Annotated in this window: 20 protein-coding genes; 11 read left to right on the top strand and 9 right to left on the bottom strand. The window is 59.0% G+C overall.

What is annotated here, in order from left to right; all coding sequences use genetic code 11:
* Positions 1-48 precede the first annotated feature (48 nt).
* The gene (locus tag HX790_RS16210) at positions 49-309 is read left to right on the top strand and encodes a DUF6124 family protein (RefSeq protein ID WP_017139284.1); all 261 of its coding nucleotides are present in this window, start codon (positions 49-51) and stop codon (positions 307-309) included.
* 257 nt (positions 310-566) lie between these two features.
* Here the strand turns inward: HX790_RS16210 and HX790_RS16215 are convergent, their stop codons facing one another.
* Positions 567-1,007: an Lrp/AsnC family transcriptional regulator gene (locus HX790_RS16215; protein ID WP_176991788.1), complete on the bottom strand. Its 441-nt coding sequence runs from the start codon at positions 1,005-1,007 to the stop codon at positions 567-569.
* Between the two features lie 40 nt (positions 1,008-1,047).
* Positions 1,048-1,200, bottom strand: coding sequence for a hypothetical protein (locus HX790_RS16220; protein ID WP_176991789.1), 153 nt, complete (start codon positions 1,198-1,200; stop codon positions 1,048-1,050).
* 72 nt (positions 1,201-1,272) lie between these two features.
* Here HX790_RS16220 and HX790_RS16225 point away from each other — a divergent pair, with 72 nt between their 5' ends.
* Positions 1,273-1,620: an ASCH domain-containing protein gene (locus HX790_RS16225; RefSeq protein WP_371318503.1), complete on the top strand. Its 348-nt coding sequence runs from the start codon at positions 1,273-1,275 to the stop codon at positions 1,618-1,620.
* Positions 1,621-1,773: 153 nt separating this feature from the next.
* Here the strand turns inward: HX790_RS16225 and HX790_RS16230 are convergent, their stop codons facing one another.
* Positions 1,774-2,403, bottom strand: a complete 630-nt coding sequence (locus tag HX790_RS16230; protein WP_176991790.1) for a LysE/ArgO family amino acid transporter — start codon at positions 2,401-2,403, stop codon at positions 1,774-1,776.
* Between the two features lie 457 nt (positions 2,404-2,860).
* On the bottom strand, positions 2,861-4,027 hold the full coding sequence (locus tag HX790_RS16235) for an MFS transporter (protein WP_176991791.1): 1,167 nt from the start codon (positions 4,025-4,027) through the stop codon (positions 2,861-2,863).
* A 230-nt stretch (positions 4,028-4,257) separates the two neighbouring features.
* Between HX790_RS16235 and HX790_RS16240 the strand changes: the two genes are divergently transcribed.
* The gene (locus tag HX790_RS16240; RefSeq protein ID WP_176991792.1) at positions 4,258-5,283 is read left to right on the top strand and encodes a hypothetical protein; all 1,026 of its coding nucleotides are present in this window, start codon (positions 4,258-4,260) and stop codon (positions 5,281-5,283) included.
* Positions 5,284-5,410: 127 nt separating this feature from the next.
* On the top strand, positions 5,411-6,844 hold the full coding sequence (locus tag HX790_RS16245) for a glycosyltransferase family 39 protein (RefSeq protein ID WP_176991793.1): 1,434 nt from the start codon (positions 5,411-5,413) through the stop codon (positions 6,842-6,844).
* Positions 6,845-6,859: 15 nt separating this feature from the next.
* On the opposite strand, the gene HX790_RS16250 is transcribed toward HX790_RS16245, so the two are convergent.
* Positions 6,860-7,348 carry a TIGR00645 family protein gene (locus HX790_RS16250; protein WP_017139291.1) on the bottom strand — a complete coding sequence of 163 codons (489 nt, stop codon included), beginning with the start codon at positions 7,346-7,348 and terminating at the stop codon, positions 6,860-6,862.
* 162 nt (positions 7,349-7,510) lie between these two features.
* Here HX790_RS16250 and HX790_RS16255 point away from each other — a divergent pair, with 162 nt between their 5' ends.
* On the top strand, positions 7,511-9,334 hold the full coding sequence (locus HX790_RS16255; RefSeq protein ID WP_017139292.1) for a hypothetical protein: 1,824 nt from the start codon (positions 7,511-7,513) through the stop codon (positions 9,332-9,334).
* A gap of 358 nt (positions 9,335-9,692) precedes the next feature.
* Here HX790_RS16255 and HX790_RS16260 read toward each other — a convergent pair whose 3' ends face one another.
* On the bottom strand, positions 9,693-10,022 hold the full coding sequence (locus tag HX790_RS16260) for a hypothetical protein (protein WP_099547625.1): 330 nt from the start codon (positions 10,020-10,022) through the stop codon (positions 9,693-9,695).
* Positions 10,023-10,324: 302 nt separating this feature from the next.
* Positions 10,325-12,763, bottom strand: a complete 2,439-nt coding sequence (locus tag HX790_RS16265) for a Lon protease family protein (protein WP_056858239.1) — start codon at positions 12,761-12,763, stop codon at positions 10,325-10,327.
* Between the two features lie 280 nt (positions 12,764-13,043).
* Here HX790_RS16265 and HX790_RS16270 point away from each other — a divergent pair, with 280 nt between their 5' ends.
* From HX790_RS16270 to HX790_RS16290, 5 genes are all read left to right on the top strand, one after another.
* Positions 13,044-13,532, top strand: a complete 489-nt coding sequence (locus HX790_RS16270; protein WP_017139294.1) for a DUF3015 domain-containing protein — start codon at positions 13,044-13,046, stop codon at positions 13,530-13,532.
* A gap of 115 nt (positions 13,533-13,647) precedes the next feature.
* Complete coding sequence (locus tag HX790_RS16275; protein WP_065911148.1) at positions 13,648-15,501, top strand: DUF4105 domain-containing protein; 1,854 nt, start codon at positions 13,648-13,650, stop codon at positions 15,499-15,501.
* A gap of 288 nt (positions 15,502-15,789) precedes the next feature.
* Positions 15,790-16,095 carry a chorismate mutase gene (locus HX790_RS16280; protein WP_017139296.1) on the top strand — a complete coding sequence of 102 codons (306 nt, stop codon included), beginning with the start codon at positions 15,790-15,792 and terminating at the stop codon, positions 16,093-16,095.
* A 248-nt stretch (positions 16,096-16,343) separates the two neighbouring features.
* Positions 16,344-16,697, top strand: coding sequence for a hypothetical protein (locus HX790_RS16285; protein WP_099547623.1), 354 nt, complete (start codon positions 16,344-16,346; stop codon positions 16,695-16,697).
* A gap of 112 nt (positions 16,698-16,809) precedes the next feature.
* Entirely contained in the window at positions 16,810-17,298 is a 489-nt protein-coding gene (locus HX790_RS16290) for a GreA/GreB family elongation factor (RefSeq protein ID WP_017139298.1), read from the top strand.
* Here HX790_RS16290 and gdhA read toward each other — a convergent pair.
* Both gdhA and ettA read right to left on the bottom strand, forming a co-directional pair.
* Positions 17,295-18,632 carry an NADP-specific glutamate dehydrogenase gene (gene gdhA / locus HX790_RS16295; protein WP_176991794.1) on the bottom strand — a complete coding sequence of 446 codons (1,338 nt, stop codon included), beginning with the start codon at positions 18,630-18,632 and terminating at the stop codon, positions 17,295-17,297. The genes HX790_RS16290 and gdhA overlap by 4 nt on opposite strands.
* A gap of 348 nt (positions 18,633-18,980) precedes the next feature.
* Positions 18,981-20,645 (bottom strand): energy-dependent translational throttle protein EttA, encoded by a 1,665-nt coding sequence (gene ettA, locus HX790_RS16300; protein WP_056858231.1) that lies wholly within the window; start codon positions 20,643-20,645, stop codon positions 18,981-18,983.
* Positions 20,646-20,929: 284 nt separating this feature from the next.
* Between ettA and HX790_RS16305 the strand changes: the two genes are divergently transcribed.
* On the top strand, positions 20,930-24,781 hold the full coding sequence (locus HX790_RS16305) for a bifunctional diguanylate cyclase/phosphodiesterase (RefSeq protein ID WP_017139301.1): 3,852 nt from the start codon (positions 20,930-20,932) through the stop codon (positions 24,779-24,781).
* Positions 24,782-24,842: the final 61 nt, after the last annotated feature.

Below are 24,842 nucleotides of genomic sequence, written 5' to 3' on the forward strand. Positions count from 1 at the left end.
TTTGACAGCAGGGGGCGGCAGCTCCTTAAACAGTGTGGGAGCTTCATCATGAAAAAAATCACCCCAAATCCCCCAGCGAACCTTTTCACGGTCGCTCAAGACATCGACCCAGAAACCCTCTTGATTCAAGCCAGCGAAACCCTGGCCTCGCTGAACGCTATCACCACTGACCTAGCCTTCGAACTCGAAGGCGAAAACCGTCAAAAGCTTTTGGGCAGCCAACAATTAATCGTGCTAGGTGAGTTATTGATCGAGCGGGTGCTGTCCGTACTGCACCCCACAACCGCCACATCACCTTCCCCGCAGTAGTAAAAATCAAAAGGCCGATTTGCTACGCAGCAACTCGGCCTTAAGAACCTTCAATCCTCGGCGCACCTTGGTTCAAAACAAGCAGGCTATCGGCGGCCGTTGACCCGCTGGGCAGAGCTCGAGGTATGGACTGCACATGGCTGACGGCCAGTCATTCTCCTGCCACCACATAAACATCGCACCCGACTAAGGATCTGGCGGCACTGGCCTGGCACTCATCTTGGCATGCAGGAGGGTCCCCCCTTTGTAACCAGCTTCTATCTGTCGACGAGGACCAGTTTCCTTCTCTCGATTGGTACCGATAAAACGATGCTGGTGCGCGTTTCGCCATAATTATTAATCTTCGCGATAACGTTCTCAATGTCTGCCATCGACTTGGCATAGATTCTAATAAGGTAAGAGTCATTACCCGTAACGTGCAGGCATTCAACGACCTCTGGGATGTCGTTGAGCGTCGCGATCAACTTGGATTTTGATGGTTTGAAGGTCGTCATGCCGACAACGGCTGATATGCCAAACCCCAGCTTCGCAGGATCAACCTGAGCACAATAGCCAGAAATGATTCCCCCATCCTCGAGCTTTCGCAGACGGTCAGTTGTGGCAGGAATGGAAAGGCCCGCGTGCTTTGACAATTCGGTAATGGAAATGCGCCCCAAATCTTGCACCACGCTCAAGATTTTGATGTCTATACGATCCATGAAGGTCTTCCGTGAAAAAAGGTGAAAATTTTAATGAAGCTCATACAATTTCCATTAAAAAATAATCCATCAAAAAAGTAGTAAGTGCTAGCCTATTTTCAGCCCATGAAAACTCTACAAAAAACAAACGACGAACTGCTTCACTTTTGAAACGCTGCCCAACAGAGTGAAGATTACCGAGCTTCTGCCGCATAAGTGGAGTCCTGTCGAAGCGACTATTTTCCAAGCGTCTAATTTTTAGGAGAAAACCATAAAGGCTTTATCAATTGTACGGCCCAGTGGCGGCCGAATCGCTTCTGGCGAGAAAATCCTCGAAGTCCGTCGTTGGCTTCCAGACTTAGATCCTTCCGAGGATCTCCTGATTGTGGAAAACGAGCGATTTCTCCATAACGATGGGGACGAAGACGATAACGGTATTGCCGTGGCAATTGTGCGCGTGAAAGCCGTGCGTCCCTTCATCCTCGCTGATATGCAAGCGGCCTGTGCAAGCTATTTTGAGGACGGCTGGCTCGCATGGGAGTTGAGTGACATAAGGCCAGTCACACCCCCTGTGACCATCCGTGCGGCACGGGGTATCTACGAGGTAGATTTCCTTCTCCCAGACAAACGCTGAACATTGAGCAAGATGTGTTGGGCAGACGCTTACTTTTAGCAGTGCAACCGTATCAGACATCTATCTCGCGATAGGACGTTTGAAAGCCTATATCGAGTTAAAAATGCAGCCACTAGCGCTTTAATAGGGGCCGCTGCACGCACCCTGTGGCCCTCATGCAGCAGCGGCAAGCATGACACCGGTGACCACTTGATACGCACCAAGGACGGTGATGGTCGATCCGGAAAAGTAGTTAATCAATTTGAGTTTTGACTTGGATATTCTGGTTTTGAATGCGGAGGAAAAACCGCTTAATCCAAGCCACCAAACCGCGGAACCTAGAAATATACCGGCCACCATTGGCCACACTGAAGGCTGGCCTTGGTCGCCGACCATGCCATCGCTCATTGACGCGAATATGGCGATGAACGACAAGATGGTCATCGGGTTCGATAAGGTCAAAAGCAATGTCGTCGAATAGGCTTTCATCATGCCGGCCCGTTCGCCCGACAAGGCGGTTGCAGGCTCCTTTGACTTTATCGTCTGGTAGCCGATGTACGCCAGAAAAAGCCCGCCGAAAATGCACAGCCAGGGTTTGAACATAATCAGTGTTGTGATAATCGCGGTGATCCCTAACGCGCCTATAAAGCCATACATTGCGTCGGCGGTTGCTGCCCCTAACCCTGTTGCAAAACCTGACCTCCAGCCTCGCATAAGGCTGCGCTGTATACATAAAAGGCCTATTGGGCCGACGGGGGCTGCTATGCACAGTCCGATAATCATCGACTTCATAAAGATCAACATAAATTCCCCTCCGTAATTGAGTTTATAGATTAGATGCTGAACGCGCGCAGATGAATTAAATATTCAACTATTTTTGACAAGTTTATATATATTTTAAAGGCATAAATAAAAAACAACCTTACTTATTAAGGAAAGCAAAAAAAACCTTCACATAGCGAAATCATTCACTCATCGGGTCAATTGACGCCCCTCTGCTTCAGCAATAGACCTGCTGAACTCCACTCGACGAGAGCGTCAAAAAAGAGGTTCCGAGTCGATCCGTCTATTCTTGGAGCGCCCCCAGCAGAATGAACACTGCTTGATTTCACCCCTTCTTTGTGGCGAGAATTTTCGCCAAATGAAACATCCAATTTTAGTAAACCACCATACCTACAGCTCAACGGCATTTACGCCGAAGGCCCTTCAACAAAAAAGACGTCCACGGACGTCTTTTTTTGTACCTGAAATTCGCCCCCAATCACCCCCGCGCCGGATCTCTACGCACCACCAACATCCCCACAAAAACCACCCCCACCACCCCCACCGCAATCATCAACCCATCCCCACTCACATAAGAAACCATCGCCCCCGTAGCAATCGGCCCCAACACACTCCCCAACGTATAAAACATCGCAATCGCCGTCATCGCCGTAGACACCTGATGCTCCCCCACCCTATCTCCCGCTTCGATCACGGCCAGGGTGTTCATGCCGCCAATCGCGCCGCCCCAGAGGAATACGATGAGCGTCGCCCAGGGAAGCGGCTGGCTGAATGGGATGGCGAGGGTGCCTAGCAGCAGGATCAATCCGCAGACCAGTTGGCCGATTTTGTAGGAGCTGCGGTCGGCCATCCAGCCGATGGGCAGTTGCAGCAGGGTGCCGCCGATGCCGAAGACTGAGATCAGCAGGGTCGCGGCGGTGAGCAGGTAGCCGGCCGAAAGGCTGTAGCTGGCCAGGAATGATACGGATGAGGTTTCGGCGAAGCCGGCGATAAACGCGCCGCAGAGTGCGGTGGGGATGACGCTGAATAATTTGCCGTGGCGTTTTTCTGCCGGGGTTTGTGGTTGGGTGTCGTAGGGCTTGAGAGTGAGTGCCAGTAGGCCGGAGAGCAGGACGATGACGGCGCAGGCGTAGTAAGGCGCGGCGCTGCCGACGCCGAAGGCCACCAGCAGCAGCGGGCCGACGGCGATGCCCAGGCCCATGAGGGTTTCGTGTACGCCAATCGCGCGGCCGCGTTCGTCTTTGGAAGCGACGGCGACGATCCAGGTATCGCAGGCGATCCAGCGCAGGATCAGGCCGATACCGAGGACAAAATTCAGCGCAAAAATCAGCACCAGGTGGTGGGTCAAGGTCATGCCGATCAGTGCGCCAACGGTGAGCAGCGCACTGAGGATGTTGGTCTTGACCAGCCCCAGGTGGGCGAGCAAACGCGGCACCCATTTGTACAGCAGCAGAATCGCCAGCCACGAGGCGCTGACGATCACGCCGATCTTGGCCGGCTCCACGCCTTGCTGTTCCAGCGACAGCGAAAGCAGCGGCGTAACGGTGCCGATCTGCACGATCTGCGAGAGTGCCGAGAGGGTATTGATCTTGGTTAAGGCAAACCAGCGCTGTTTGTCGGTGTATTCGATGCTCGGACTTTCCATGGGTGACAGGCCTTGGTTAGGCAGCAGTAGAACGCCCGAACTGCCAAGGGGCAAAGTAGCGATTAGTACCCTGCCAACCTGCCAGGCACCAATATTCTTAATGACTAAGGATATAAAAACCGAGAGTTACCTTATCTAAAAAGAAGGTGTTTGAATCGCCCCAGGTTTCGTAGACACCTCTTTCCCATTACCCTGACGACCTTTATCAGACAACCGGAAGTCAGATACCCGTGCTCAAGCCCCTCGCCGTCATCGCCCTCGCCTTCACGCCTTTCCTCGCCAACGCCGCCGACCTCGCGGGCGTGTGGCAGGGCTCGCTGGGTAAATCCGCCATCACCGCCTGTTTCAACGGCGCCGACGGCGAACAGGGCAGCTACTACTATCAGCGCATTCTCACACCGATCCAACTGACCCAGGCCAACGACAACGCACCGTGGGTGGAAGCCGGCAATACCGGGCTGTGGAAGCTGGACAAACCTCAGGGCGATACGCTCGCGGGCGCCTGGAGCAAAACCAAGGACGCCAAATCGCTGCCACTGGCCTTGAAACGCATCAGCACCGACGGCTGCGGCAGCGACGCCTACAACGCGCCCATGGAAGCCGCGCCGCTGCCGGTGAAGACCGAGAAAAAAGGCTTCGAAAACCACGCTTATTTGCTCAAGGCCCAAGGCGCACAGGTCACGATCAAGCTCGAAGGCGACAGCCCGGCGATTCAGAAGATCAACCAGCAACTCGCCGCCCTGGCCGTCAGCGATGAGGCGCAGGCGGACTATTTCCAGGAGCGTCGTGAGTACCTCGGGCGAAACGGCTCGGGCTACACCAGCGAAATCGACGTCGAGCCTGTGTATTGGTCGTCGCAATTCATCACGGTAAAGTTTTATCGCTGGGCGGCGGGCACTGGCGCGCGGGGCATCAGTTGGGGGCTGCACTCCTGGAACCTGCAAACCGGCGAACGTGTTGACCCGTGGACCTGGCTCGGTGGCCAACAACAAGGGTATGACGTCTACTCCGGGCACGTGAAGTTGCCTGCCACCTTCAGCGCCTGGCTGGCCAAACAAACCACCACCGACGAGGGCTGCCCGGCAATCACCAGTTACGACAGCTTCGACCTGAGCTTCAACACCCAAGGCTTGCAACTCTCCACACGCGCCACGGGCGACGGCTGCGACAATGACTTGAGCTTCACCTGGGCGCAATTGGAACCGGTACTCACCGAGCCAGGCAAAGCGGCGCTGCCCAGCTTGAAACTGCCTTGAATACGGGGCTGAGCGAGCCTTACAAAAACCCCACACTCGTTCACGAAATGTTAAGAAACGGATACATATACTGACCGATTAACATGGCCGCTCCCCCGAGCGGTCCCCTGCTTCGGTAGCCAGAACCATGACGCGTCCCGTTCCTCTGCTGCTCCTTCTCGTTGCTGTGTTGTTCTTCTTCGCCCTTGGCAGCCATGAGCTGCAAGGCTCCACCGAAGCCCGCGTCGCCGGGATCGCCATGGCCATGCACCTGGACAATGACTGGGTGATCCCGCGCCTGTTCCGTGAACCCTTCCTGGAAAAACCACCCCTGAGCCTGTGGCTGGATGCTGGCGCCATTCGCCTGTTTGGCGGCACCAGTTGGGCGGTGCGCCTGGCGTCGGCGTTCGCCGGGTTGTTCAGTGTGATGCTGTTTTACGCGATGCTGCGCAAGTTCGGGCGGCCGCAAACCCTGGCGTTCTGCGCCGCGCTGATCCTGGCGACCATGGCCAGTTACTGGGGCAATGTGCGCGGCGTGGGTGAGGACTCATTGCTCAGCCTCGGCGTGACCACAGCGCTGCTGGGGTTCTACCAGGCCGTGCGGACTGATCGCGAAGGCTCAAGTGGTTGGGCCTGGGCGATGTTTACCGTCGGCATGGTCATCGCCACGTTGAGCAAAGGCGTGCTGGGCCTGGCGATGCCGGGCATTGTGATTTTTGTGTATTTGCTCAGCACCAGCCTGATGGATAAACGCCTGCGCATCGGCGACTGGCTCAAGCCGGCGTTGTTCACGCTGCTGGCGCTGGTGCCGCTGTTGATCTGGCTGGGCTTCCTGTTCCAGCGCGGCGGTATACAGGCGGTGGCTGAAGTGCTGTGGACCAACAGCGTAGGACGCTTCAGCGGCTCCTTCGTCGAGGCCGGGCATTACGAACCGATCTACTACTACATCGCCAAGCTGCCCGAAGCCTTTTTGCCGTGGAATATCCTGGTGTACCTGGGCCTGTGGCACTTTCGCAAAAGCCTGGTGCGCAACCGCTACCGCCTGTTTTTCAGCGTGTGGCTGGTGGCGCAGTTCACCCTGCTGACCCTGGCGTCGAGTAAACGCACGGTTTATTTGATGGCCCTCACGCCAGCCGCCGCCGTGCTGGCCGCGGAATATGCCGGGGTGTTGCTGGAATGGCTTAAAGCCCACAAACCGGCGATTTACCGCTACCACCGGCGTGTGATCGTCGGTGCTTTTACCCTGGCCATCCTCAGCTATATGAGCGCCGCGTTCTGGTTCGCGCCAAAGGCCGACAAACGCGAGTCGTTCGTGCCGGTGATCAGCCAGGCCAAAGCCTTTCAAACCGAAGGCAAGGACGTGGTGCTGTTCCAGCCTAACGAGCGTATCGCCGGGGCCAGCGTGTTCTATCTGCAGGCGTACTTGCCGATCCTGCAGACCGAAGCCGAGTTGCGCAGCTTCCTCACCGCCAAGCCCGGCAACATTGCGTTGCTGGACCGCACCGAACAGTTGAGCGAGAAGGTCAACGTGATCAAGGAAATGAAGATCGGCCGCCAGCCTTACTACTTTGTGACGCAGTAAGGCTAACGCGGGGCATCAGTGCTTGGTGAGCTTGTCCAGGTAACCCATGGCAAACGCCGAGACCACGAAGGTCATGTGGATGATCACGTACCACATCAAATGCTGCGGATCGACGTTCTTGGCGTCCATGAAGATGCGCAGCAGGTGGATGGACGAAATCGCCACGATGGAAGCCGCCACTTTCATCTTCAGCGACGAAGAGTCCATGGTGCCCAGCCAGTTGAGCTTCTCTTTGTTCTCATCGATATCCAGCTGCGAGACGAAGTTCTCGTAGCCGGAAATCATCACCATCACCAGCAAACCGCCGACCAGCGCCATGTCGATCAACGACAGCAGCAACAGGATCACTTCCGATTCCAACATGGTGAAGATGTTGGGCAGGACGTGGATGATTTCCTGGAAAAACTTCAGCGCCAGGATCAGCAGACCCAGGGAAAGCCCCAGGTAAATAGGCGCCAGCAGCCAGCGCGAGGCGTACATCGTATTTTCGATAAAGCGTTCCATCAGATCTCACACAGCCAGGCTAAAAATGGCCGCGAGTATACCAGCCGCCTCCAAACAGCTGGAACCACGAGAAAACTGATCTGTACGGCATCTGTAAGAGAATTTTTCTGCTAGTGTCGAGTCCTCTCACTCGGCTCGATGATGTCGGACAGGAAGATTCAGATGACGGATGTGCGATCCCCTTTGGCCACCCTTGGCCTGTGTGCGGTGTTGCTGATGGCTGGTGGCTGCTCCCCGAAAGAAGAGCAGAAGCAGGCCACCCTCGAAGAGAAAACCGCAAAGTTCGAACAATCGCTGGACAGCATTCAAGACCCCAAACTCAGAGATGCCATCGCCGACCTCGGCGGCTCCCTGCTGTTGCTGGAACGGGCGCGCGTCAAGCTCGCCAACAAGCCCATCGAAGCCGAATACGGTGAAGATACCCTGGCCCTGCTCACGCACTACCCCACGCCCCAAGCCTTGGTCGACACCTACATCAACGGCCTGTTCGTGCTGCGCAAAGCCTCGCACTCCGACTACCTGACCGATTTGCAGCCGGTATTCCCGTTCAGCTTCAACAGCCCCGACCAGTTCCCCTTCCCCCACGGCCTGGAATGGCAGTCGGTGACCTTGAGCAACAATAAAGTCATCCCCTTCCAGCCGGAATGGTCGGAAACCGACCCGGGTATCCAGTTGAGCCCCAGCAGCTCCAACCTGACCAACCCCGATGACTTGACCGTGACCTACCCGTTTATCGAAGGCGTCGAGACCGACAACAAGAGCCAGCCGCAGCCCGTCAGCCTCAAAGGCTCGGTTGAAGTGGTCGCGCCGGGCAAGGTGCTGACCTTCGACCTGTCGAAAAAAGACGTAGGCCACAAGCGCACCGAAGGCAATATCACCCTCAACCTGCTGTTGCTTGAAAAAAACTACGCCGAGATTGAACTGACCAACAGCGAACCGCTGGCGCCGGAAGTCGGCGATGAATCGCCCAACCCATTGCTGGTGCAGGCCCGCGACAGCACCGGGCAGTACCTGACCCGCTCGGGTTCAATCAACGAAAATGCCGCGCAAGTGGCGTTCTACGAGAAACAACTGGCCGAGATGCAAAAGCAGAAGGCCTGGTCGGATGCCTTTGAAAAACAACTCACCGACGAACAAAAAGCCTTCGAGCACAAACAGAGCAGCCACTACGCCAAGGTGTATTTCAATGGCCTGATCGACACCCTGCAGGTCGATGTACTGGACTTCTCCAAAGCCACCCTCACCCGCAAAGACCTGGACCTGCCGGTGCAGCGCTTCGACAAGAACAGCCTGCAAAGCAGCGTGCAAGCGCTGCCGATGCCGGTCACCGTGTACGACGACAGCGCCGCCAGTTGGCTTAAAGACGCCGCCATGACCGAGGACCAGCTGAAAAAAAGCGTGACCATCACCCAGTCGACCGAAGACGCCAGCGCGGCAAAGATCGTGTTTGACCACCCGTTCACGTTCAATGACGACCTGGTCGGTGCTGATCGCAACAACAGCGACGCGCCCATCACCTTCTTCACGGCGGACGACAAAGGCGAGCGCGGCGAGCCGATTGAACTGCCCACCGAGGCCTTCGAGCTGAACGCCGGCAGCGGCACACTCACCTATGACCTCAACCTGTTCCCGGAAAACCCGGCCTTTGTGGTGGGCTCGGTGCCGCTGTTTTTGGCCACCATCGAAAAAAACACGATAGACGTGGCCAAGCTGCCTAAAGGCCTGTCGCTCAAGGACAACGCGCTGATCGTCGACCAAAAGGAATTCCCCGCCGACAGCTGGCGCTTCTACGCCAAGGACGCCACGGGCAAGTACCTCAAGGAAATCCTCGGCGTGAGCCACCGCGCCGAGGAATACGGCACGGCGCTGTTTGATGTGCATTACTTCTACGGCCAGCCCACCAGCCTGGAAAGCTACCAGCGCACCGAACTGAACACCGTGCAATACGGTTTTGAGGTCAAGCTGGATAAGCCCGAGAGCAAGTAACCCCGCCGATCGTCCCCACGCTCCGCGTGGGAATGCATCCTGTGACGCTCCTCGTCACCTGCCCACGGCTTGAACCTGCGCTGGCTGCGGGACGCGGAGCGTCCGGGGCGGCATTCCCACGCGGAGCGTGGGAACGATCATCACAGCGCCAATCGCCCTCGCCCGCCGTTGAGTTGTCGCAGATCTGCAGGTCATCAGCAGCGCATAGCCATGCAACGTCAGGCTATCGATCGTTCCCACGCTCCGCGTGGGAATGCATCCCGTGACGCTCCGCGTCACCTGCCCACGGCTTGAACCTGCGCTGGCTGCGGGACGCGGAGCGTCCGGGGCGGCATTACCACGCGGAGCGTGGGAACGATCAGTGGTGAGTATCGCTGACCGGGTGCGAGCGCCCGCCGTTGAGTTGTCGCAGATGGGCCTGCAGGTGCAGGCACCAGATCTGCGGGTCATCGGCCAGCGCATAGCCGTGCAGGGTCAGGCTTTGCACAATCGACTCCAGAATGGTTTCCGCCACGAATGGCCCATGGAACGGGCCTTGGGACTTGATGGTGGACGGCTGCTCGCCGGTCATGCCGGCAGCAAACAATAAGGTCCACATGCCGTTATCCCCCGCGAGCGGGCGAATGGAGCATTCGATACGGGTGACCAGGCCCAGGCATTGGCGGGTAAGGCAAAGGTTGCGCGACATGGCGGCGACCCTCGGTAGATCGGTGTTCAGCCTCAATCACGCGGGGAGGCTGTCTCTGTCCTGCGACTCCTGTGGATATCCCTAAAAGTCAGAATAGAAGAAAACCAGTACAAACCAAGGTTGTAGGGACCAACGGGCGTTGGTCCCTGAAATGGGAGTCAATTTTGTGACGAAACACCACCGATCCAATGTGGGAGCTGGCTTGCCTGCGATGACTGACTCATAGCCGACACTTCTGCTGGCTAACCCACCGCTATCGCAGGCAAGCCAGCTCCCACATTTACCGCGTTCCGAACTGCAGATCAGGTTGGCTGGGTTTGCGCCAACGCCTGCTGCGCCAGCTCCTTCTCCGCCTCCTTCAAATCATCCTCACTGATCATCTCGGCGATAGCACGCAACCGCTCAACCACGCGCGCATTCACTGTGCCTTCGGGGAATTGCCCTTCTTCGTCCGGCTCACCGGCAGGCTCGCCCACCAACAGGCTCAGCGCCTCGTCGGCCTGACGCACGGCATAGATATGGAACTGCCCGTCGCGCACGGCTTGCAGCACCTTCTCGTCGAGCATCAGCGTGGCCACGTTGGCCTGCGGGATGATTGCGCCCTGCTCGCCAGTCAAGCCGCGGGCTTCGCAGAGGCGGAAGAAGCCTTCGATCTTCTCGTTGACCCCACCCACCGCCTGCACTTCACCAAACTGGTTGATTGAGCCGGTGATGGCAAAACACTGCTTGAGCGGCGTTTTCGACAAGGCCGAAATCAAGGTACACGCCTCGCCCAACGACGCACTGTCACCGTCCACGTAACCGTAGGACTGCTCCAACGCGATACTGGCCGAGATCGCCAGCGGGAATTCCTGGGCATAACGACTGCCCAGGTAACCGGTGAGGATCATCACGCCCTTGGAGTGGATCGGCTGGCCGAGGTTAACTTCGCGCTCGATGTCGACAATGCCGCTGCCGCCCGGGTACACCGTGGCGGAAATCCGCGCCGGCACGCCGAACGCCGAATCACCGACTTCCAGCACGGTCAGCCCGTTGCACTTGCCGACCGCCGCACCGGCGGTGTCGATCAGGATGACCCCGGCGAGCATGTCGTCGAGAATCCGCGCCGATACACGCCCGGTGCGCGTGGCCTTGGCCTTGAGCGCCCGTTCGATATGGCCGGCATCAGTCATCTCGTCGCCCGCCAGGTGGCGGATAAAGTCCGCCTCGCTGACCAGTTGGAACAAGTCGCCAATGCGCGCCGACAGACGCCCTTGGTGTTCCGCCAACCGAGCGCTGTAAGTGGCCAACCGCGCCACCGCGTCCGAGGTCAACGGCGCCATGCCTTCTTCCGAGGTGCGGGTTTTGAGCAACTGGGCGAACTGTTCCAGGCTTTCGTCGACCATCGGGATGTCTTCGTCGAAGTCCACCAGCACGCGGAACATCTCCTGGAAGTCCGGGTCGGCGTCCTGCAACGCGTAGTACAGCTGGCGCGAGCCGATGATGATGACCTTGACCTGCAACGGGATCATCTGCGGGTTGAGGGTCACGGTGGCCAAGCGGCCCAGCTCGCCCAGCGGCGATTCCATCTTCAGCTTGCGCGACTGCAAGGAGCGCTTGAGCGCGTCCCACACAAACGGCTCGCTGAGCATTTTCTCGGCTTCCAGGATCAGGAAACCGCCATTGGCACGGTGCAACGCGCCCGGACGCAACTGGCGATAGGTGGTGTAGAGCGCGCCTTGGTCGGTGCTGTATTCGATACGGCCGAACAGGTTGTCGTAGGTAGGGTGCGGCTCAAACACCACCGGCGCGCCGCCATTGACCGAATGGCCCACCACCAGGCTTGGGCAATATTGCTCCTCGAGCAGCTTGCGCGCCTGGGCGTCGGTCTTGGCGTCGTCGACCAATTGCTCAACCACGGTTTTCAGCAGGTAGACCTGCATGGCTTGCAGGTAACCGCAAACGCCTGCGTTCTCTGCGTATTTTTCCGACAGAGGCGCCAGCAAAGGTTGCAGGGCCAGGGTGATGGTTTCTTCGTTGAATTGGCGCAGTTGGTTATTGGACTCACGCTTCCACTGCGGCAGGCTGGCCAGTTCTTCGTTGAGGCGCTCTTCCAGCTCGGAAATATCCGTGTGGAAGCGCTCGCGATCGACTTCCGGCAGTTGCGAGAACTCGGCTTCGTCCAGCGCCTTGCCGTCGAGCATCGGCGTGAAGGCGATGTTGGAGCTGTCGCGGTACAGCGCCACGTCTTTTTCCAGCGCCAGGCGCTCGATCACGTCCAACGCCTTGTCGTAACGCTGGTTGAAGGCGCGGTCGATGGCGCTTTTGCGCTGTTGATAGGTCGGGTGTTCGAACACGGCCGGGAACGTGGCGACAAGGTTGTCGACCAAGCCGTTGATATCGGCGATGAACGCCGCCGCAGCGCCGCCCGGCAATTCCAGGGCACGCGGTTCGCGCGGCTCGTCAAAATTGTTGACGTAGACCCAGTCCGCCGGGGTCTGCAGGCGTTTGCCTTCGGCTTTCAGGTAGCGTTTGACGAACGAAAAGCGGCCGGTACCGGGCTCGCCCATGACAAACACGTTGTAACCGGGGCGTGGCATCGCCACACCGAACTGCAACGCTTCTACTGCGCGTTCCTGGCCAAGCACACCGCGAAAGGGCTCCAAATCATTGGTGGTCGAGAAGCTGAACTGTTCAGCGGAGAAAGGGCGAGTCAGCGCTTCGGGCGCTAGACGCAAGCTGGCAGCAACAGGATCAGGCATCGGGCTTCCTTACATCAGGCGGGGCAGATGACGGCATTCTGGCTCTCGCTGACGCGCTCTGGCAAGGCGAGGCTGTGGGAAAGCATAGACAGGGCATGCGTCTTACAAAAAAATCGCTGCCACGCTCGACAACCACACGGATTGTTTTATAAAAAATAACGGAACCCTAGGAACGTGCCTAAACTCCAAACTGCGCGGGTTGGACTAATAACTGGCCCCTAGGGCGCTGCGACGCGCCTGAACCCTTGTCCATTGGTTTGCACACAAAGAGAACAAAGCTATGAAACGGATCCTTCTTGGTACTCTCTTCACCGTTGTCTCCCTCAATGCAATGGCTGAATCGCCAGGTGGCCCGAACTGCGGTTGGGGCAACATGCTGTTCGAAGGCCAGCGCGGTACTCCCGCTCACTTCCTTGCTTCCACCACCAACGGCACCTCGGGTAACGCCACCTTCGGCATGACCTCGGGCACCAACGGTTGCAGCACCAACAGCGCCCTGACCTACGGCGGCAAGTCCTGGATTGCCATGAATGGCATGATGAACGAGCTGTCCGAAGACATGGCCAAAGGCAACGGCGAAGCGCTGACCACTTACGCGGTGGTACTGGGCGTTGCACCGGAAGATCGCGAGCACTTCGCGGCCGTGACCCACGAGCACTTCCAGCAGATCTTCAGCAAAGCTGACGTGACCGCCGACGACGTGCACAACAACACCCTGGCTGTACTGAAAAGCGATACCCGCCTGGCCAAATACGCCACCCAGGCTTAAGCTCGACTGGCCCGCGCCTTTCGAGGCGCGGGTTTTATTTCTGGTTTTATTTTTGGTTCTATTTTTGGGCCCGCCTCCCCTTTGGGTCTCACTACTTCCGACTTAAGTTGCCCTTATGCTCAAACGCTTTGCCTGGCTGGCACTCTTCGCCTGCGCCCCGCTGTACGCGGCGCCGCATATTGATGATCAACGTTTGCAGCAACTGGCCAACGATCCGTTCTGGCTGTCTTTGGGCCATTACGAAGCCGGCAAGCTCAAGGGCTGGCGCAGCTATGTCAGCGACAAAAAGTTCTTCCTCGCCCCCGATGGCGCCCACCACCCGGACCAGGAACTGCAGGCCACCGTGGAGGCGCTGTACGCCCCGGCCAGCCTCGGCGAAAAGCACGCCCAATGCGTTTACCCCGCACGTACCCGCTGGCTCAAGAGTCAGTTGAACCTCACCGACTTGCCCGCGCTGGAGTGCAAAGAATTCACCCAATGGTTCAAAGACGTCGCGCCCCACAGCGCGGTGATGATCTTCCCGGCGGCCTACCTCAACAGCCCGTCGTCGATGTTCGGCCACACCCTGCTGCGTATCGACCAGGCTGACGTGCAGAGCAACAACACCGCGCTGCTGAGCTACGCGATCAACTTCGGCGCCTATATCGAAGGCTCCGACAACAGCATCCTCTACGCCTGGAAAGGCCTGATGGGCGGCTACCCCGGCCTGTTCGCGCTGGTGCCGTACCAGGAAAAACTCTCGGAGTACCGCAGCCTCGAGAACCGCGACCTGTGGGAATACCGCCTGAACCTCACCGAAGTCGAGACCAAGCGCATGGTCGAGCACGTGTGGGAGCTCAAGCAGATCCAGTTCGACTACTTCTTCTTTGATGAAAACTGCTCCTATCGCCTGCTGGAGCTGCTGCAAGTGGCGCGCCCGAGCCTGCGCCTGACCGAGCAATTCCCGCTCACGGCGATCCCCACCGACACCGTCAAAGCGGTAAAAGAAGCGGGTTTGGTGGAGAAAATCGACTATCGCCCGTCCCGCGAACGTGAACTGCTCGAACGCGCCAAACCGTTGGATGGCGACGAGCAGCAATGGGTGCTGAAAATCAGCGACGACCAGAAGCAGTTGCAGGAACCGGCCTTCAAGGCCCTGCCCCGCGAGCGTCAGGCACTGATTATCGACGCCGCCTATCGCCTCGGCCGCTACCGCGCCAATGGCCTGGAGCGCGACACCGAACGCTCGCAACGCAGCTTCGAACTGCTGCGCGCGATCAACCAGAACCCGGCGCCCGACCTTAAAATCGAACGCCCCGGCCTGCCCGAAGACGGCCACGAGTCGCGCACCTGGCAAGCCGGCATCGGCACCCGCGGCAGCAAAACCTTCGGCGAATACGGCCTGCGCATGGCCTACCACGACCTCAACGACAACGCCGAAGGCTTCCCGCTGGGCGCGCAGATTGAAATTTTGCAGATGAAACTGCGCCAATACGAAGGCAACCACTGGCAACTGCAACAGCTGGACCTGGCCACCATCCGCTCCCTGACCCCGCGTAATGCGCTGTTGCAGCCGTGGTCATGGCAAGTGACCGGCGGCCTGGAGCGCGTGCCGGGCAAGCACGACGACGAAACCCTCGTCGCCCACGTCAACGGCGGCGCCGGCGGTACCTGGCAACTCACCGACGACATGCTGGGTTTTGCCCTCGGCACCGTGCGTGTGGAACATAACAACGACTTCAGCGAAGCCATCTCACCGGCTGCCGGGTTCAACACCGGCGTGCTGTGGAAAAACCCGCTGGGGAATCTGAGCCTTGAGGCCAAGGGTGATTTCTTCACCAATGGCGAAGTGCGGCGCAGTATCAGCCTGAACCAGCAGTGGGAGTTGTCGCGCAACCTGGGCCTGCGGTTGAGTGCCCAGCGTGAGTACAGCCATTTGTCGACGCCAGTGAATGAAGTGATGCTTGAAGTGAAGTGGTATCACTACTAACCACCCCGGATCGCTCCCACGCAGAGCGTGGGAACGATCAATGGCGGAGTGTCAGTTGTTGATTTTTGGCTGACATACCGCCATCACAGGCAAGCCAGCTCCCACACTTTTTTGCGCCTGACTTGAGCTCTGCGCCGTTCACAGTTCAAAGGTGGGAGCCGGGCTTGCCCGCGATGGCGGTCGTCCAGGTAATGATGCATTGACTGACCCACCGCTTTCGCGAGCAAGCCCGCTCCCACATTTGGTCCGTGCATATCCCGACACATCGCAATCAGGAGTTCCATCAACATGGCTGTTAACTGCACCTCCCTTGAACAAGTCCGCGAAAACATCGACCGCCTCGACCAACAAATCGTCACCCTGCTGGCCGAGCGCGGCCACTACGTTTCCCAGGCTGCGCGCTTTAAGAAAGACGCCGATGGCGTCAAGGCGCCACAACGGGTTGAACAGGTGATCGCCAAAGTGCGGGGTTTATCCGAGGCGGTGGGCGCCAACCCTGAGGTCACTGAGCAGGTGTATCGCGCAATGATTGCGGCGTTTATTCAGCAAGAGCTGGCTGAACATGCCGCATTGACGACCGACCAGACGACATAACCCCCTTTGTGGCGAGCAGGCTTGCCCTGCGTTGGGCTGCGCAGCAGACCCGATCTTTTGGGGCCGCTCCGCGCCCCAGCGGGAGCAAGCTCCCTCGCCACAGGACAGCGCCTGTCTTTAGATCGTTCCCGCGCAGAGCGTGGCCTGGCCCTTTAACTCAACACTTTTCTCACCGCCCTTTCACGCCTCCCCGACAAATCCCTGACTAGACTTCCCCTATCAGCCGTAAAGCGGCCAGGGAGTACGCCATGTGGCGGTCTGCGGTAATGCTGTGTGCGCTAGTGTGGTTGTCGGGTTGCCAGTCCACCCATCAGGATTTGATCGCCAAGGGTTATCCTCCGGCCTTTGCCGATGGCTTTGACGACGGTTGCAGCAGTGGTCGCCAGGCCGCTGGGGTCATCAGTGGGGAGTTTCGCAAGAATGTGCCGCGCTATCTCAAAGACCGTCAATACGCCGAAGGCTGGGAAGATGGCTTTCGCCAGTGCAAGGCCATGCGCGAGAACGAGGAGTTGCGCGACTACAAGGACAACCACTGGGATGACCGTGAACGCGCCTGGCAACAGGAGAAGGATCGCGACGCTGCCCGCGTCTATCGCCAGTAGTAGGTGGTTTTTCTGAAAAGCGGACGCAGAGCGTCCAGGGCTGCATGCCCACGCAGAGCGTGGGAACGATCACGCGGCGATCATGGCCCAAACTCCATAGAGGGAGAACTCCATGAGCCGAGCTTTTGTAAATGAGGACAACGCCGCCGCCCAGGCCGACCAGCCGGTGGAGCGCCTGGTGAGTGAACAGCCCAATCGTCTCACCGCGCAAGGGTTAGCGCAGTTGCAGGCCAAGGTTGCGCAGTTGCAGCAGGAATACAGCCTCGAATCCGCCCGGGACAATAAGCAGCGGCTGGCGGACCTTGAGCGCGATTTGCGCTACTTCAACCAGCGTGTGCAAAGCGCCCAGGTGATGCCACCAGCGACGTCTACCGACAAGGTGCAAATCGGCAGCTGGGTCACCTTTGCCAACGAGCAGGACGAGCAGCAGCGCATTCAACTGGTCGGCGAAGACCAGGCCGACGCCCACGCCCATCTGATCAACTGGGGCTCACCGCTGGGCCGCGCATTGCTGGGCGCCCAGGTCGGCGACGAAGTACTGTGGAAGCGCCCCGTCGGCGATCAGTTGATCGAAGTGCTGCGGGTCGAACCCGAGGCCTAGACGATGCCTTGGGCCAGCATCGCATCAGCGACTTTCACAAAGCCCGCGATGTTCGCGCCCTTCACGTAGTTGACCCGGCCGTTTTCTTCGCCGTAATGCACGCAGGCATGGTGGATCGACTGCATGATGTTGTGCAATTTGCTGTCGACTTCGCCCGCGGTCCACAGCAGGCGCATGGCGTTCTGCGACATTTCCAGGCCACTCACGGCCACGCCACCGGCGTTGGAGGCTTTGCCCGGTGCGAACAGAATGCCCGCCTCGATAAAGATATCCACAGCCTCCAAGGTGGTCGGCATGTTGGCGCCTTCGGCCACGCAGATACAGCCATTGCGCAGCAGCGTGCGGGCGGCGTCGGCGTCGAGTTCGTTCTGGGTCGCGCAGGGCAGCGCGATGTCGCAGGCCAACTCCCAAGGCGTTTTGCCTTGGCGGAACTCCAGGCCGAAACGCCCGGCCAGTTCGCTGATGCGGCCGCGCTGCACGTTTTTCAGCTCCAGCAGCGCCGACCATTGCTCCTCGGTCAAACCGCTTTCAGCGTACAAGGTGCCTTCGGAGTCGGAGAGGGAAACCACCTTGCCGCCCAGGTCCATGACTTTGCGCGCTGCGTATTGCGCGACGTTGCCGGAACCGGAGACGGCCACGCGCTTGCCCTCAACCCGCTGGCCGTTGCGCTTGAGCATTTCTTCAGCGAAGTACACGCAACCAAAGCCGGTGGCTTCAGGGCGGATCAGGCTGCCACCGTAGGCCATGCCTTTGCCGGTCAGCACTGAGGTGAACTGGTTGCTCAGGCGTTTGTACTGGCCAAACAGGAAGCCGATTTCACGCGCACCCACGCCGATATCGCCAGCCGGCACATCCACATCTGCGCCGATGTGGCGGTACAACTCGCTCATGAACGCCTGGCAGAAGCGCATCACTTCGGCGTCGCTCTTGCCCTTGGGGTCGAAGTCCGCGCCGCCTTTGCCGCCGCCCATGGGCAGCGAGGTCAGGGAGTTTTTGAAGGTCTGTTCGAAGGCGAGGAATTTCAGCACGCCCAGGTTCACCGACGGGTGAAAACGCAGGCCGCCTTTATAGGGGCCGATGGCGCTGTTCATCTGGATGCGAAACCCGCGATTGACCTGCACCTTGCCGTGATCATCCACCCACGACACTCGGAAGGTGATCGCGCGTTCCGGCTCGCAGATGCGCTCCAAAATGCCCGAGGTCAGGTAGTGGGGGTTGGCTTCAAGAAACGGCCACAGGCTGCGCAGGACTTCTTCTACGGCCTGGTGGAACTCCGGCTGGTCGGGGTCGCGTTTCTTGAGGCGCGAAAGGAAGGATTCGACAGATTCGATCATGGAAAAGTCTCGGCAAATTGATTGTTTTTAAATGAGATTGAGCCGGACCTTAGCAATTCATGTTGCACCTGAAAAGCGCAAAATGTCGCCTTTGTGAATTTAAATGGTGCTTTATATATAAATTACTATGATTTTTTGCACCATTAAGGGGATTTCAAATCAGTAAATGCACCATCCGTGAAACCGCTATCGCAGGCAAGCCAGCTCCCACATTTGATCGGGTTGCCAATGTGAAATGCGGTCGAAGGTGGGAGCTGGCTTGCCTGCGATAAATCCACCTCGGTCCTCCTGAAACACACGCAAAAAAAAGCGGAGCCCGAAGGCTCCGCTTTTTCAAACCAACCCAACTCAGGCCAGTTTTTTGTGCCGTACACGGTGCGGCTGGGCAGCAGCATCACCCAAACGCTTCTTACGGTCCGCTTCGTACTCGGTGTAGTTACCTTCGAAGAACACCGCTTGGGAGTCATCTTCGTACGCCAGGATGTGCGTCGCGACGCGGTCAAGGAACCACCGATCGTGAGAGATCACAATGGCGGCGCCCGGGAAGTCCAGCAGGGCTTCTTCCAGGGAACGCAGGGTTTCAACGTCGAGGTCGTTGGACGGTTCGTCGAGCAGCAACACGTTGCCGCCTTCTTTCAGGGTCAGTGCCAGGTGCAAGCGACCGCGCTCACCACCGGACAGGTCCTTGACGAACTTCTGTTGATCGCCGCCCTTGAAGTTGAAACGGCCGACGTAAGTGCGCGACGGAATCTCATAGTTGCCGATGCGGATCTGGTCGGACCCCTCGGAGACTTGCTGGAATACCGTTTTGCTGCCGTCCAGGTCTTCGCGGCTTTGATCCACGCAGGCCAGTTGCACGGTTTCACCGATTTCGATGCTGCCCGAATCCGGGGTTTCCTTGCCCATCAGCATGCGGAACAGTGTGGATTTACCCGCACCGTTACCACCGATAACGCCGACGATCGCGCCTTTTGGCATGGAGAACGACAGGTTGTCGATCAACACGCGGTCGCCATAGCCTTTGCAGACGTTCTTGAATTCGATGACCTTGTCACCCAGGCGCGGGCCGGCCGGGATGTAGATCTCGTTGGTTTCGCTGCGCTTCTGGAATTCCTGCGACTGCATTTCTTCAAAGCGTTGCAGACGTGCCTTGGATTTGGACTGGCGGGCCTTGGCGCCTTTGCGCACCCACTCCAGTTCTTCCTTCATGGCTTTTTCGTGGGCCGATTGCTGCTTGGATTCGGCGGCCAGACGGTCGGACTTGGCTTCCAGCCAACCGGAGTAGTTGCCCTCGTAAGGGATACCGGCGCCACGGTCGAGCTCGAGGATCCAGCCGGCGACGTTGTCCAGGAAGTAGCGGTCGTGCGTGATCGCTACCACGGTGCCCGGGAAATCGTGCAGGAAGTGCTCCAGCCAGGCGACGGAATCGGCGTCCAAGTGGTTGGTCGGTTCGTCGAGCAGCAGCATGTCGGGAGCCGACAGCAGCAGGCGGCACAGGGCCACACGGCGTTTTTCACCGCCGGAGAGGAATTCGACCTTGGCATCCCACGCTGGCAAACGCAGCGCGTCGGCGGCGACTTCCAGCTGGCGCTCCAGGTTGTGGCCGTCGCCAGCCTGCAGGATGGCTTCGAGCTTGGCCTGTTCAGCGGCCAGCTTGTCGAAGTCGGCATCTTCTTCGGCGTAGGCGGCGTAGACCTCGTCCAGGCGGGCCTGGGCGTTCTTGATCACGGCCACCGCTTCTTCGACCACTTCACGCACGGTCTTGGTCGGGTCCAGGATCGGCTCTTGCGGCAGGTAGCCGATGTTCAGTTCGGGCATCGGGCGCGCTTCGCCTTCGAACTCGGTGTCGACGCCGGCCATGATTTTCAGCAGCGTGGACTTACCCGAACCGTTGAGGCCGAGCACGCCGATCTTGGCGCCAGGGAAGAAAGACAGCGAAATATTTTTCAGGATTTCCCGCTTCGGCGGAACAACTTTTCCCAGCCGATGCATGGTGAAGACGTATTGAGCCATGGTGAACCTAGCGTCAGTGACTGATGAATTAAGCGGGCGAAGCCCGTGCAGGCCATGCGCCGCGCGGGCCGTTGACTATCATCAATGCCTGCGAGCGGAAAAAGCCTGAATGTCTGGGGCTGGAACGCCCCCGCGTAACCGGCAAAGCTACCTGAATGCGCTTGGGCAGTCCAGCCAGGCGGGGCTGGCACTTTGCCACAAGGCAAGGCATGCTAGCCGCCCTCCGGGCGTCCGGCTTATAGTGCACGTCGCGCGCCAGTCCAGCCAAACCGCAGGATCACAGCTTGTCCAAAGTCACGCCGCCCACGCCCTTGCGCGCCGCTCATATAGCGCCGGGCGCGCCCCTGCACGGCACTTTAAAAGGCGCACTGGCGATGCTGGTGCTGGTGCTGCTGGCGTTATTGTTCTGGCAGCTGTTGGACCAACTGCAGCAAAACCAGAAAAACCAACAGCAATACACCATCGATTACAGCGCCGACCTGGCTGAACAGATCAGCCTGAACATGGCCCTGAGCGCGAAAATCGCCTTGAACCTGCTGCCGATGGTCGAGCCGCCGCGCAACGACGAGCAACAACAGGCGCTGATGCGCACCTTGCAACGCTCGTTGCCGGAGCTGCGCAGTTTCGCCCTGCTCGCCCCCAGCGGCGCGCTGATCAGCGACAGCGCCAAAGGCAGCCAGGACCGCGCCTGGCTTGAAGAGCTGGTGCAGCGCAGCCACTCACAACCTTATTACTTGAGCAACAGCCCCGACGGCACCCTGATCTATCTGTTGCTTCAGCAGCCCAGCGGCGGCTCGAAAATGTACTGGGCCTTGCGCCTGGCGCCCAGCTACCTGAGCAACCTCACCCGCCAGGACGGCCAGGGCCAGCGGCCGATGTGGGCCATCGAGAACCGCCTGAACCACCGCGTGGTCAGCCGCGACAGTGGCATGCCTGCGCAATGGGCCGCGGCGCTGACGCCGGATGAATTGAACAAAAGCGTGCTGGTTACGCCCCTGAGTAAAAGCGATTGGCAATTGCGCGGCCTGTTTGACCGCAGCGCGGTGCTGGAGCAACTGCTGCCGGCGTTTATCGGCAAATGCCTGCTGGGCCTGGCGTTCTCGCTGATCCCGCTGATCGTGCTGCTGAACATGCGCCGCCGCCAGCGCCAGGTGCATGAAGGCCGCCGGCGTTATCAGGATATTTTCGAAGGCACCGGCGTGGCCCTGTGCGTGTTGGATCTGTCGGGGCTCAAGGCGTTTTTTGACAAGACCCACGTGCAGACCCGTGAGCAATTGCAGGTCTGGTTGCTCAACAACACCGCCGGGCGCCAGCAACTGCTCAAGGAACTGCGCATTACCGAGGTCAACCAGGTGGCCGTGCGCCTGCTGAATGTCGGCTCATGCGAGCAGGCCTGGGAACGCTTGATCGATGATTGCCCAAGCAATGCCACCGCCATCGGCTATCAAGTGCTCGAAGCCGTTCTGACCCAGCAAAAACAGCTGGAGCTGGAAATCCAGCTCAATGACGTGGCCGGCAATGACCAATATCTGTGGCTGGTGATGCGCCTGCCGGAGCAGCAGGACGACTTCAAGGCCGTGATTCTCAGCATCAGCGATATCACCAGCCGCAAGCTGATCGAACTGTCGCTGGTGGAGCGTGAGAGTTTCTGGTCGGACGTGGTGCGCACCGTGCCTGATCACCTGTATGTGCAGGACGTGATCAGCCAGCGCATGATTTTCAGCAACCACCATTTGGGCCATACCCTCGGCTACAACAAGGCCGAACTGCAGCAAATGGGCGAGTACTTCTGGGAAATCCTGCTGCACCCCGAGGATGCCGAGTATTACCACGACTTGCGCCTGCAACAGCGCGAGGTCGGCTACACCACCCAACTGCAATGCCAGCTGCGCTTTCGCCATCGCAATAACCAGTGGCGGCGCTTTGATATCCGTGAGCAAGCGCTGGCGCGGGATAAAACCGCTGTGGTCACGCGGATCATCGGCGTGGCCAAGGACATCACCGACCAGATCGAAGCCAGTGAATCCCTGCGTGACAGCGAGCAGCGCTACCGCATGCTGGCCGAAAGCATCAGCGACGTGATCTGCTCCACCGACAGCCAGCTTGCGCTCAATTACATCAGCCCATCAGTCAACGCCGTGCTGGGTTATGACGTGGACTGGGTGTTCAAGAACGGCTGGCAGTCGATCATCGCCAACCCGCAGCAACTGACCGGTATCTACAGTTTGGTGGAACAGGTCAGCCGTGCGCTCGGCGACCCCGAGGCGCTGAACAGACTGCGTGATGATATCCACACCCAACTGTTCCTGTTCGACTGCCTGCGCGCCGACGGCCGCAAGGTGCCGATCGAGTTGCGCCTGGTGCTGGTTTGGGACGAACACGGCGCGTTTGAAGGCATCCTGGGTGTGGGCCGCGATATCAGCCAGCAACGCCGCGCCGAAAAAGACCTGCGCATGGCGGCCACGGTATTCGAGCACTCAACCTCGGCGATCCTGATCACCGACCCGGCCGGTTATATCGTGCAGGCCAACGAGGCGTTCAGCCGGGTCAGCGGCTATGCAGTGGCAGACGTGCTGGATCAATTGCCGAACATGCTCACGGTGGATGAACAGCAGGAGGCGCACCTGCGTTACGTGCTCAAGCAGTTGCATCAGCACAGCACCTGGGAAGGTGAAGTGTGGCTCAAGCGTCGCAATGGCGAGCATTACCCGGCCTGGGTCGGCATTACCGCCGTATTCGACGATGAAGGCGACCTGGCCAGCTACGTGTGTTTCTTCAGTGATATCAGCGAGCGCAAGGCCAGCGAGCAGCGCATCCACCGCCTGGCGTATTACGACGCCCTGACCCACCTGCCCAACCGCACACTGTTCCAGGACCGCCTGCACACCGCGCTGCAGTCGGCCGAACGGCAAAAGTCGTGGGTGGTACTGATGTTCCTCGACCTCGACCGTTTCAAACCGATCAACGACTCCCTGGGCCACGCCGCCGGCGACCGCATGCTCAAGGAAATGGCCACCCGCCTGCTGGGCTGCGTGGCCGAAGACGACACCGTGGCACGTATGGGCGGCGACGAGTTCACCTTGCTGCTGCAACCGCGGGTCAGCCGCGAGATGGCGCTGAACCGTGCAATTACCGTGGCCGAGCAGATCCTGGCAAGCCTGGTGAAGCCATTTGTGCTGGAGGGCCGCGAGTTCTTTGTGACAGCCAGTATCGGCATCGCCTTAAGCCCGCAGGACGGCAACGAACTGAGCCAACTGATGAAAAACGCCGACACGGCGATGTACCACGCCAAAGAGCGCGGCAAGAACAACTTCCAGTTCTACCAGGCGGACATGAATGCCAGCGCCCTGGAGCGCCTGGAGCTGGAGAGCGACCTGCGCCACGCCTTGGACCAGAACGAATTCGTGCTGTATTACCAACCGCAGTTCAGCGGCGACGGCAAGCGCCTGACCGGCGCCGAAGCCCTGCTGCGCTGGCGTCACCCACGCCGAGGGCTGGTGCCGCCGGGGGATTTCATCCCGGTACTGGAGGAATTGGGGCTGGTGGTAGACGTGGGCGACTGGGTGATCGCGGAAGCCTGCCGCCAGCTCAAGACCTGGCACCAGAACAAGGTGCGCGTGCCGAAAGTCTCGGTGAACATCTCGGCGCGTCAATTCTCCGATGGGCAGTTGGGCGAACGCATCGCCACTATTCTCAAGGACACCGGCCTGCCGCCGGCGTGCCTGGAGCTGGAGCTGACCGAAAGTATCCTGATGCGCGAAGTCAACGAGGCCATGCAGATCCTCGCCAGCCTGAAAAACCTGGGCCTGAGCATTGCGGTGGACGACTTCGGCACCGGTTATTCGTCGCTCAACTACCTCAAGCAATTCCCCATCGATGTGTTGAAGATCGACCGAACTTTCGTCGACGGCCTGCCGTCCGGCGAGCAGGACGCGCAAATTGCCCGCGCGATTATCGCCATGGCCCACAGCCTCAACCTGGCGGTGATCGCCGAGGGCGTGGAAACCCATGAGCAGCTGGATTTCCTGCGTGAACATGGCTGTGATGAGGTGCAGGGTTATCTGTTTGGGCGGCCAATGCCGGCAAATCGGTTTGAAGCGCAGTTCAGCAATGATGCGCTGTTCATGTTCGACTGAAGCCTTGTGGTGGGGCTGATGGCCCTATCGCAGGCAAGCCAGCTCCCACATTTTGAATTGT

It is taken from the genome of Pseudomonas sp. IPO3747, from assembly GCF_013385245.1.
In the GTDB taxonomy this organism is placed as follows: domain Bacteria; phylum Pseudomonadota; class Gammaproteobacteria; order Pseudomonadales; family Pseudomonadaceae; genus Aquipseudomonas; species Aquipseudomonas edaphica.